Annotated in this window: 9 protein-coding genes; 6 read left to right on the forward strand and 3 right to left on the reverse strand. The window is 71.8% G+C overall.

Features of this window, described 5'->3' with window-relative positions; all coding sequences use genetic code 11:
• Window positions 1–215 (forward strand): metallopeptidase family protein (locus G6048_RS42795; protein WP_165345012.1); only part of this gene is annotated, 215 nt, incomplete at its 5' end.
• 78 nt (window positions 216–293) lie between these two features.
• On the opposite strand, the gene G6048_RS42800 is transcribed toward G6048_RS42795, so the two are convergent.
• The 3 genes from G6048_RS42800 to G6048_RS42810 form a co-directional block, all read right to left on the reverse strand.
• Window positions 294–1823, reverse strand: coding sequence for a DUF5719 family protein (locus tag G6048_RS42800; RefSeq protein WP_165345013.1), 1530 nt, complete (start codon window positions 1821–1823; stop codon window positions 294–296).
• A complete protein-coding gene (locus G6048_RS42805; RefSeq protein WP_165345014.1) occupies window positions 1820–5563 on the reverse strand; it encodes a glycosyltransferase family 2 protein in 3744 nt (1247 codons plus the stop codon). Before G6048_RS42805 ends, G6048_RS42800 begins: the two co-directional genes overlap by 4 nt.
• A gap of 180 nt (window positions 5564–5743) precedes the next feature.
• Window positions 5744–6007 (reverse strand): WhiB family transcriptional regulator, encoded by a 264-nt coding sequence (locus G6048_RS42810; RefSeq protein ID WP_119102212.1) that lies wholly within the window; start codon window positions 6005–6007, stop codon window positions 5744–5746.
• Between the two features lie 711 nt (window positions 6008–6718).
• On the opposite strand from G6048_RS42810, the gene G6048_RS42815 reads away from it, so the two are divergent.
• From G6048_RS42815 to G6048_RS42835, 5 genes are all read left to right on the forward strand, one after another.
• Window positions 6719–7246: a cysteine dioxygenase gene (locus G6048_RS42815; protein ID WP_165345015.1), complete on the forward strand. Its 528-nt coding sequence runs from the start codon at window positions 6719–6721 to the stop codon at window positions 7244–7246.
• A 47-nt stretch (window positions 7247–7293) separates the two neighbouring features.
• On the forward strand, window positions 7294–8253 hold the full coding sequence (cofD, locus tag G6048_RS42820) for a 2-phospho-L-lactate transferase (protein WP_165345016.1): 960 nt from the start codon (window positions 7294–7296) through the stop codon (window positions 8251–8253).
• A 35-nt stretch (window positions 8254–8288) separates the two neighbouring features.
• Window positions 8289–9659 (forward strand): coenzyme F420-0:L-glutamate ligase, encoded by a 1371-nt coding sequence (locus G6048_RS42825; protein WP_206342829.1) that lies wholly within the window; start codon window positions 8289–8291, stop codon window positions 9657–9659.
• Between the two features lie 29 nt (window positions 9660–9688).
• A complete protein-coding gene (locus tag G6048_RS42830; RefSeq protein ID WP_165345017.1) occupies window positions 9689–9826 on the forward strand; it encodes a hypothetical protein in 138 nt (45 codons plus the stop codon).
• 120 nt (window positions 9827–9946) lie between these two features.
• Window positions 9947–10948: a DNA-3-methyladenine glycosylase family protein gene (locus G6048_RS42835; RefSeq protein WP_165345018.1), complete on the forward strand. Its 1002-nt coding sequence runs from the start codon at window positions 9947–9949 to the stop codon at window positions 10946–10948.
• Window positions 10949–11054 lie beyond the last annotated feature (106 nt).

Below are 11054 nucleotides of genomic sequence, written 5' to 3' on the forward strand. Positions count from 1 at the left end.
GGGACTGGGGCGACGAGGCGGTACCCCTGGGCGGCACGATCGCGGCGCACGACGGCCGGCCCGGACGCGTCGTCGTCTACCGCCGTCCGGTCGAGATCCGCACCAAGGGACGCGACGAGCGCGCGGCCCTGGTCCACGAGGTCGTGGTGGAACAGGTCGCCGAGCTGCTGGGGCTGACTCCGGAGACAGTGGATCCCCGGTACGGCGAGGACTGATATCCGTAGGGGCGGCGCGTACGACGCCACGCGCAAGTAGCGGCCGACACGCCAACCCCGCGCACGCGCGCGTGGGCCCTACTTCTGCTCCTGCAGCACCGAGAGATCCTGTTCCGCGTCCGGCACCGCCACCATCCCCCGGTCGTCCGGCAGGGTCTGGACCGTGAACATCGGTATGCCGCCCTCGGGGACCTCCAGCGTCCGCGCGGCGTAGACGGGGCCGCCGGAGACGGGCTCGACGGTCAGCGCGTACGAGCCCTTGAGGCCGCTGGGAACGGGCGCCTCGATGTCCTGGGTGGTGCCGCCCTTGACCTTGTACGTCCTGCTCGCGGCCGTGCCGCCCTCGCTCCCGGCGGAGGCCGTGACCTTGATCTCGGCGGCGTCGGTGGGGGCGACCACGGAAAGCGTGGAGCCCTTGGAGCGGTTGTCGGCGGCCGTCGCGCGCGTGCCCACCGGGCGGGTGGCCGGGATGAACGCCGTCTCCTGCTTGGCGCCCTTGCCCCGCACGACCCGCAGCCCTGCCACCACCGGCACGGCCTCCTCGGTCGGCGTCAGCACCAGGGAGCCCGCCTCGCCACGCGTGACGTCGCCGAGGTCGGCAGCGGCCGTCATTCCGGCCTTCACGTGCAGCGTCTCGTTCCCCGCGGGCGTGATCAGCCCGGACCGCGAGGCCAGCTGCACCTTCAGGTCGGCGTCCAGGTCGCCGGGCGTGAAGGCGACCAGGCGTACGGACGTCGCGTCCTTGGGAATGCCCGGCAGGACGAGGCTGCCCGCCGGGTCCGCAGAGGCGGCCAGCCAGTCGCCGCCGAGCTTGTCGTCGAGGGCCTGGACGGCGGCGGCGACCCGCCCGCTGCGAACGCTCACGTGCACCGTGAGGTCGCTCTGCTGCGCGTCGATCAGCGTGGAAAGCAGCACCGGCTCCGTGGAGTGCGGCTGGACCTGAATGCCCTCCCCTGAAGCCGACTTGAGCCTGCCATCCTTGCCGTACAGCTCGATGTCGGCGACGGCGGCGGAGTCGTCGGGGTTGGTGAGGTGCACGTAGTCGGTGCGCTCCTCGGCCGTACTGGCGCCCGGGAACCAGAAGTCAGTGTCCGGAGCGGTGCAGTTGGCGCCGAGCAGGCCGCGACCGGTACCGGCGGAGACCGCGGTGGTCTGCTGGACGGTCCAGCCGGGGGCGAAGCCGCCCTCAGCGGTGCCGATGAGCGCGGGTGCGTCCGCACCCGAGGCCTCGCCGATGACCGGCTTGCCGGGCTCCTTCGGCGTCAGGACGGGCTTCTTGGCCCCCTCCTTGTCACCCTTGCCGCTGTTGCCACTCTCCTTGTCGCCGTTTTCGGAACCGACCGACTCCTCACCCGCAGGGGCGAGTTCGGCTTCGCCCTTTGCTTCGGCGCCCTCCGTGACGGGCGTGAACGACGTGTACGCGGTCTCGGCGACATCCGAGGCGCTGGGCCCCGGGCAGAGCAGGCTGGTGCGCTCCACGGGCATCTGGGTGGCCGTCTTCGCCGTCGTGTCCGAGCCGGAGGCCTGCGGCTCGGTGAGGGAGGCGAATCCGGCGACGGCGGCGAGCGCGGCCACGCCGGCGATCAGGGACACGGTGGGGCGGTTCACTGCTGGCTCCCGTCGGGGCGCTCACGGTCGGTGCCGTGCGGCGGCTGCGACTGCTGCTGCGGCTGCTGCTCTGGGTCGTACGGCGCTTCGTAGCCCTGGGCGTACGGCTGCGTCGGGTCGTAGGCCGGGGTCCCCGACCCGTACGCGTACGCGTCGTACTGGCCTGCCTGGTACGGGTCCGTCTGGTACGGCTGCTGCCCATAGGTGCCCGCCTGGTACTGCTGGGCGCTCTCGTACTGATCGCCGTACGTGCCGTATTCGGAGCCGGTGCCCGTGTACGCCGTCGTCTCCCACCCGCTATAGGGCTGCTGCGGCGGGACAGCGGCCGGGACCGGTTGCTCCTCCGGAGGAGGCGGCGGGGCGTCCGGCGTGAACTGCTCGTCCGGGGCTGCCTGTTCGGCCTCGGCCTCGGCCTGGGCGCGCAGTCGGCGGGCCCTGCGGCCCTCGCCGGAAACAGGCTGGGCGGGGACGACCGGCTCTTCCGGGAGGTCGTCGTCGACGTCTCGGCGACGGCCGGGCAGGGCGAGCACCACGAGGACGACGGCGAGCGCGCCCTGGGCCCACAGCCAACCGGTGTGGAGCGCCGGCGGCTCGAAGGTGACGTCCAGCCGGCCGTCACCGGCGGGCAGTTCGAAGCCCTGCGCCCAGCCGTCGAGCGTGGTCCTGGTGAGCGGCTTGCCGTCGAGGGTGGCGGTCCAGCCCTCGTCGGCGGTGTCGGCGAGGCGCAGTACACGCCCTGCCTCGCCGGACGGGATCGTGGTGTGCACCTCGACGGGTCCGGCGGCGATCGGCCGCGGGTCGCCGGACGCGGGGACGATGGCCGCGCGGGAGACCTGCCGCTCCACGCGCCACAGGGCGCTGCCGTCCTGCTGGCTCAGCCGGGTCAGTCCGGGCGTGGCGTCCAGGACGCGGCTGACCTCGCGGGGCGCTCCCTGGTGCACGAGCACGTAGCGCACGGCGAATCCGCCGAGCTGATCGGTCTGGTCGGCTCCGGAACCGGCGACGAGGTTGGCGACGACGGAGTCGAGCCTCTTGTTCTCGCCGTCCGCGGTGGCCAGTTCGGCGTCTCCGAGCCGGGCACCGGAGCCGCGTACGAGCGTGTAGCCGACCCGGGCGGTCGAGTCTGTGTCGAGGACGAGGGTGCGGGCCTGGTCGCGGGTGTTGCTCTCCTCGGCGACGAACGCGGGCACCTGGACGGGGTCGCGCCGCTCCAGGGGCCCGTCGGCGCCGCCGATCATCCACCCGGCGGCGACGAGTAGCGGTCCCGCGGCGGCGGCGAACGCGATGAGCGCGGCGACCGGCTGCCGCCAGCCGAAGCTCTGCTCGGCCACCCGCGAGCGTGCCCCGTCTGCGCCGAGCGCGGCGGCGGCGAGGAGGGCGAGGCCGTAGACGAGCGTGGCGGGCCCGGCCCAGGCGGAACTGTTGGACAGGACGGCGAACACGAGCGCTACAAGGGCAGCCGCCCAGGCCGTCCAGATTCCCAACTGACGCTCTGCGCGCAGCAGGGCGGCCAGCGCGGCGCACACGATGCCGATGAGCATCAGCCCGCTGACGGTGCCGGGGCCGCCGGGGCTGCCGCCGAGGAGATCGAGCGCGGACGCCGACCCTTCGCCGAACTCGAGACCGGCCTCCTGGAAGAAGCCGAAGGGCAGCAGTGACAGCGACCAGGGCGCCAGGACCAGCAGCGGAGTGCCGAGCTGCGCCAGGAAACGGAGCCCATAGGCGACGATTTCGCCCCGCCGCACGGCCAGCAGCGCGAGGCCCAGCACCAGGGCGATGGGCCACACGATCGGCGTGAAGGCGGTGGCAAGGGTCAGCAGCAGCGCGTACGCCCAGGTGGCACGCCAACTGCCGCGCGCCGTCGTCGAGGCGAAGCCGCTCGCCGCGATGCCCGCGCGCGCGATGAGGGGCAAGAGGACGGCGAGGACGGCGGTGCCGATGCGACCGCCCGCGAGCGCTCCGGTGGCGGCGGGCAGGAAGGCGTACGCGATGGACGCCCAGGCCCGCAGCAGCCGCGACATGACGAGCGGCCGGGACGCGAAGTACGCGGTGAAGCCGGCCAACGGCACAGAGCCGACGAGCAGGACGGTGACCGCGAGCCCGGTGGAGCCGAACAGCACACTGGCAAGCAGCGCGACGAGCGCCAGATAGGGCGGCGCGGAATGGGTGCCACCGGCGCCGACGGGGTGCCAGCCGTCCAGGTAGCGCGACCAGAGCGCGGAGGCGTCGGAGGGTGCGGGCAGGAGGGCGCCCCCCGCGAGCGCACCGCCGCCGATCAGTTCACGGCAGGCGATGAGCGAGGCGAAGAGGAGCACTACGAAGAGCACGGGCCCAGGCTTGCGGGCGACGCGCTTGAGCCGGGCGAACTGCTCGATCTCCAGGAAGTCGGCGTCATCACCGCCGGGCCCGGACTCGACGGCGCCGCCGTGCCGGCCGGCCGCGTTCAGCTCGGGGTCGGAGCTGCCCACGAGGTTGCCCGCGGCCTGCTCGATGGTGGCCCGCACGGTCGCGCCCGGCGGCGGGAACAGCGCGCGCAGCTCCCCCTTGTCGACCTGTGGACGACCGCGCCTGCGCCGCCCGGCGATGATCCGTTCGGGCCGCAGCAGCGTCCCCAGAAGGCCCCGGATTTCGTCGACGGCCTGTCCGGGGACCTTGCCGACGAGATACGCGACGGTGCGCAGCAGGGTGCCGAGCACAAGCCGCAGCAGGACCCAGGGCAGCACGGCGCTGCGGGAGTTGACGAGCAGCGTGTAGACGGCGCCGGCCTTGTCGACCTTGTGCGGGGAGGCGGACGTACGGCCCACACAGTCGACGGTGCGCCGCTCGCGGGAGGCCGCCTCGGCATGGCGTACGACCGCTTCGGGGGCGACGAGGACGCGGTGTCCCGCGGCCTGGGCGCGCCAGCACAGGTCGACGTCGTCACGCATCAGGGGCAGCCGCCGGTCGAAGCCGCCGAGCTGCTCGAAGACGTCGCGGCGGATCAGCATGCCTGCCGTGGAAACGGACAGCACGGGCCGTACGTGGTCGTGCTGGCCCTGGTCCTGTTCGCGCCGGTCCAGGCCGGTCCAGCGGCGGCCGCTGTGGGCGATGGTGACGCCGACCTCGAGGAGCTGCCGTCGGTCGTACCAGCCGCGGAGTTTGGGGCCGATGATCGCGACGTCCTTGCCGAGTTCCTGCTCGTTCTCGACGACACGGAGGAGCTGGGCCAGGGTGTCGGGCTCGGGGGCGCAGTCGTCGTGCAGGAGCCACAGCCACTGGACGGGCTCGCCGTACGGCAGTTCCGGCATGTCGTACGCGTCGTCGCGCCAGGTCCGCGTCACCGGGTCCCAGCCGCTGGGCCGCTTCAGGTACGGCAGATCGTCCGGAGTGAGCACGCCGGCGGTGCGGGCGGCCTCGTCTACGGCCTGGCCGAAGCCGGTGCGCCGGGCGAGGTGCAGCACCCGGTCGGCGCCGAGCGCTTCGGTGACCAGCCGTGCGGAGTCGTCCGCGCTCCCGGTGTCGGCCGCCACGGCGTTCTGCACCGGGCGTTCCTGACCGAGCAGCCCGGCGAGGGCGTCGGGCAGCCAGCGGCCACCGTCGTGCGAAACCAGCACGGCGGTGACCACGTGCCGCGGAAACTCGGGCGGGCTGGAGGGGTCGAACGCAGCTGCGCGGGACGGGTCGAGACCTGCCGGGCGTGACGGGTCGAACGCTGCGGCGGCAGAGTCGTACTGAGCTGCCGGATGGCTGTGCGCGGACATCGAGGTACGGGCCCCGGTTCGATGGACTGCGGTGGACGCCTGCGCCCTGTGTGGGCACTGGGGTGTCTCGGACGGAGGCCCACACTAACGGCTGGACAACACTGCGGCCCGCCCCCTGTGGATAACCCACCGGCGACGGGCCGTTCGGTACGAAATCTCCCGGACGAGCTGGACGATCTCCTATACGGCGGCCTTCTTCAGGCGGCGCCGTTCACGCTCGGACAGGCCGCCCCAGATGCCGAAGCGTTCGTCATTGGCGAGGGCGTACTCGAGGCACTCGGAGCGGACCTCGCAGGCGAGGCAGACCTTCTTGGCCTCGCGGGTGGAGCCGCCCTTCTCGGGGAAAAAGGATTCGGGGTCGGTCTGCGCGCAGAGCGCCCGCTCCTGCCAACCGAGCTCCTCGTCGGCCTCGTCGACCAGCAGTTCCTGAAACAGCTCGGTCATGTGCGCCCCTCGTCCGTCTCGCGTCCCCGTGATGCTGCCGTTACCGATTCCGGCTGAACGACACGAGTGAAATTACAAGTGTGCTGCTCCGGGCGAGTCAAGCCGAGATCTGCTATTGGGCCCCTTATTCACTCTGCGGAACCAAGGCCATGCGGAAAGTGTTCAAATCGGCATAAACCCTGACAGCAAGAAGAGACCCGGCCGGGAGTGCCGCCCCACACAGGACCTGTACAGGGAAGGACGTCCGGGAGTTCGATCTCAGTTCCGGCCGACGCTCGAAGCGAGCTGGATCACATTCCGATCACAGGATCGCAACGACGTTTGCGTGCCCGGTTGTTGCGCCATGTGTCCCGGCGGACCCCAGAGCAAACCTTTCACCTCCCAGAGGAACCGGATGGGGTGAAACATCTCGCGCATACTCCGCCATAGCGGGCATCGAGTTGACAGTGCAGGGGTGAACCGGTGTCCTTGTGGGCATGCTCGCGAACTTGGCGCTCACCTCGACCCGCACCGCCGGGTCCCTCGGTGCTGCCCGTGCTCGCTGTAGCTGTCGCTGTTGTTGTCGCAGCTGTTGAGCCTTCCCAGCGCTCCTGCTGCCGCCAGGTACCACGTGTACCTGGCCGCTGGTCCCTTCCGCCCGTGACGAGGGCGCCTCCAAGATCTCCCAGCACAGGCCTTCCGGCCTCTTCAGCCGAGGAACCACCGCACTCCATGAACAGCGACAGCGACCTTCAGATCGCCGGCGACATCCTTGAAGTCCCGCACCTCCTCCAGGCGCCGCGCGAGCATCCGGCCACCGTGGCCGAATTCGTCGGCCTGGCCCGCTCCATCGCCGCCGACCGCTCCCAGTGGGAGCACCTCGTCCAGTACGACGCGACGTCCCGGTGGTACCACCGGCTGCGCACCGGCCCCGGATACGAAGTGTGGCTGCTCTCCTGGGTGCCCGGGCAGGGCAGCGGGCTGCACGACCACGGCCCGTCCTCCGGCGTGTTCACCGTCCTGGAGGGCGCACTGACGGAGCGCACGGAGCGCGGCACCCGCGCGTTGGAGGTCGGCGCCCAAAAGGTGTTCGCGCCGGGGTACGTCCACGAAGTGGTCAACGACTCGCTCGAGCCGGCCGTAAGCCTGCACGTCTACTACCCGGGGCTGACCAAGATGCCGATGCACGCGACCCGCTGCGCCGCGTCGCGCCCTCAGGAGCACGGGGACCACGAGCACGGGGATGTCGTCACCGCCTGAGGCGACCGGCTGACGCGTTGTCGTACCCGCCTGCAAGACTGAGTCTCATGCGCATTGTGGTTCTGGCAGGCGGCATCGGCGGTGCCCGGTTTCTGCGTGGTCTGCGGCAGGCGGTGCCGGACGCGGAGGTCACCGTCATCGGCAACACCGGGGACGACATCCATCTCTTCGGGCTGAAGGTCTGCCCGGACCTCGACACGGTGATGTACACGCTCGGCGGCGGCATCAACGAAGATCAGGGCTGGGGGCGAGCCGACGAGACCTTCCATCTCAAGGAGGAGCTGGCGGCGTACGGAGTGGGGCCCGAGTGGTTCGGGCTCGGCGACCGGGACTTCGCGACGCACATCGTCCGTACGCAGATGCTGGGCGCCGGCTATCCGCTCAGCGCCGTGACGGAAGCGCTGTGCGACCGCTGGAAGCCGGGGGTCCGGCTGATCCCCATGACCGACGACCGCGTCGAGACACATGTGGCCGTCGAGGTGGACGGCGAGCGCAAGGCCGTTCACTTCCAGGAGTACTGGGTGCGGCTGCGGGCCTCCGTCGACGCGCACGCAGTGGTGCCCGTCGGCGCGGACCAGGCGAAGCCGGCGCCCGGGGTGCTCGAGGCGATCGCCTCGGCCGACGTGGTGATCTTCCCGCCGTCCAATCCCGTCGTGTCCGTCGGCACGATCCTCGCCGTGCCCGGCATACGGGAGGCGATCGCCGACGCGGGGGTGCCCGTTGTGGGCCTCTCCCCCATCGTCGGGGACGCGCCCGTGCGCGGCATGGCCGACAAAGTCCTCGCGGCCATCGGCGTGGACTCCACAGCCGCTGCGGTCGCCGAGCACTACGGCTCGGGGCTCCTCGACGGCTGGCTCGTCGACACGGTCGACGCCTCCGCCGTGGACCGCGTGGAGTCCGCCGGCATCCGCTGCCGTGCCGTACCCCTCCTGATGACCGATCTGGCGGCCGCGACGCGGATGGCCCGTGAGGCGCTGGCGTTGGCGGAGGAGGTGGGTGGCGCTTGAGCGGCGGGGGTGTTTCGGGGCCGGATGCGCAGGAGTTGGCCGCGGCCGGGGAAGGTCCGGGGCGTGCGGTGCCCGGTTATCGGGTCTGGGCGCTTCCCGGGCTGCCCGAGATTCGTGAGGGGGACGATCTCGCCAAGTTGATCGCCGCTGCCGAGCCGGGGCTGCTCGACGGGGACGTACTGCTCGTCACCTCGAAGATCGTGTCCAAGGCCGAAGGGCGGATCGTCGAGGCCGACGACCGGGAAGCCGCCATCGATGCCGAGACCGTGCGGGTGGTGGCTCGGCGGGGGCCGTTGCGGATTGTCGAGAACCGGCAGGGGCTTGTGATGGCCGCGGCCGGGGTCGACGCCTCCAACACCCCTGCGGGGACCGTGCTGTTGCTGCCCGAGAACCCCGATGCGTCCGCGCGGGCGATACGGGACGGGGTGCGGGACGCGCTGGGCGTCGACGTCGGGGTGCTCGTCACGGACACGTTCGGGCGGCCGTGGCGTACCGGGCTCACCGATGTCGCCATCGGGGCCGCCGGTGTCCGGGTGCTCGACGATCTCCGGGGCGGCACCGACGCGTACGGCAACCCGCTCGGTGCCACCGTCGTCGCCACAGCTGACGAACTCGCCGCCGCGGGCGACCTGGTCAAGGGCAAGGCCGACGGGCTGCCCGTCGCCGTAGTGCGCGGACTGCCCCACACGGTCATCACTGGCAGCACTGGCAGCACTGGCAGCACTGGCAGCACTGGCAGCGATGAAGACGAGGGGGCGCGGGCCATGGTGCGCGGAGCGCGCGACGACATGTTCCGGCTGGGCACCTCCGAGGCCGTACGAGAGGCCGTCACCCAGCGGCGTACCGTACGGGCCTTCACCGACGAGCCCGTCGATCCGGGGGCCGTACGCCGTGCGGTGGCCGCCGCCGTGACCGCGCCGGCGCCGCATCACACGACGCCGTGGCGGTTCGTCCTCCTGGAGTCGGAGGAGTCCCGTACGCGGCTTCTCGACGCCATGCGGGACGCCTGGATATCCGACCTGGAGCAGGACGGGAAGAGCGAGGAGTCCATCGCCAAACGCGTACGGCGAGGGGATGTCCTGCGCAAGGCGCCGTATCTCGTCGTGCCCTGTCTCGTCATGGACGGCTCGCACACGTACGGCGACGCGCGCCGGGACGGGGCCGAGCGCGAGATGTTCGTGGTCGCCGCGGGCGCCGCCGTGCAGAACTTCCTCGTCGCGCTCGCCGGGGAGCGGCTGGGGTCGGCGTGGGTGTCGTCGACGATGTTCTGCCGGGATGTCGTACGGGACGTACTCGGGCTGCCGGGAGGGTGGGATCCGATGGGGGCGGTTGCCGTAGGGCACGCGGCCGAGGATCCGAAGCCGCGGGCCGAGCGGGAGGCGGGGGCGTTCATCGAGGTGCGGTGACGGCTGGGGGTCGGCGTGCGGTGTCTGGCGTGCGGCTTCTCGACGCCAAGCAGGACGCCTGGATAGGCGACCTGGAGCGGGACGGGAAGAGCGATCGGCGTCCGCGGCTGGCGGCTGGCGGCTGGCGGCTGGCGGCTGGCGGCTGGCGGCTGGCGGCTGGCGGCTGAGGGTGTCGCGGCTGCCGGTCGCGGACGGCGCGCCGTTTTCGAACCGCTTTCCCAGCGGAGCGCCTAGTCTCTTAAGGCGCCTCAGCGCCCCGCGCTCCCGATACCCCTAGGACCCCATCCGTGGCCGGACGTTTCGACCCCCGACTCACGCGTACGACCGTACGCGGCGGGCATGTCCCCGCCGCCGGGCGCGTGCCCCGGCAGGCCGCGGCGCCCGGGCGTACGCGCAGTTGGACGCCGCCCGGGCCACTCGATCTCGGGCTCGTGCTCGGGCCACTGCGGCGTGGGTCCGCCGATCCGACGTTCCGGGCGATGCCGGACGGGTCCGTGTGGCGGGCCAGCCGTACGCCCTCCGGGCCCGGGACCTTGCGGGTATCGATGCGGGGCGGGGTGGCCGTAGGCGAAGCCTGGGGCCCTGGAACCGACTGGCTGCTGGAGCAACTTCCCCAGATGCTCGGGGAGTTGGACGATCCCTCAGCCTTCGAGCCTCGGCATCGGCTGGTGGCGATCACGCGGCATCGGCGGCCTGGGCTGCGGCTGACGCGTACGGGGCTCGTCATGGAGTCGTTGATTCCGTCAATTCTCGAGCAGAAGGTCACGACGGAGGAGGCGTATCGGGCGTGGCGGCTGCTCGTACGGAAGTACGGGGTGCCGGCGCCCGGGCCCGCGCCCGGGCATATGTACGTCATGCCGGAGCCGCGGACCTGGGGCCTGATCCCCTCGTGGGAGTGGCATCGGGCCGGGGTGGACAACAAGCGGGCGTCTACGGTTCTGCGGGCGGTTCGGGTGGCTCGGCGGTTGGAGGAGGCGGTGGGGTTCGAGCCGGTTGCCGCGCAGGCTCGGCTTGAGCTTGTGTCCGGGATCGGGCCCTGGACTTCGGCGGAGACCGTGCAGCGGAGTCATGGTGCGGCGGATTCGGTGACCGTTGGGGATCTGCATCTGCCGGGGATTGTGGGGTTTGCGCTGGCGGGGGATCGGGATGCGGATGACTCCGTCATGTTGTCGTTGTTGGAGCCCTATGCCGGGCAGCGGCATCGTGCGGCTCGGCTCATTTTGCTCAGCGGCCGCACTCCGCCTCGGCGGCAGCCGCGGATGCCTCGCGGGGATATCGGGCGGCTCTGACGCCACGGTGCGGCTACCGGTGGTTCGCCCCCGCCGCCCCTACCCATCCCATCCTCGGGGCTTCGCCCCGAGCCTCGCGGCGATCCGCGTAGACCGAGCCTTCGGC

The sequence above is a fragment of the Streptomyces ureilyticus genome, from assembly GCF_011045025.1.
Lineage (GTDB): Bacteria > Actinomycetota > Actinomycetes > Streptomycetales > Streptomycetaceae > Streptomyces > Streptomyces ureilyticus.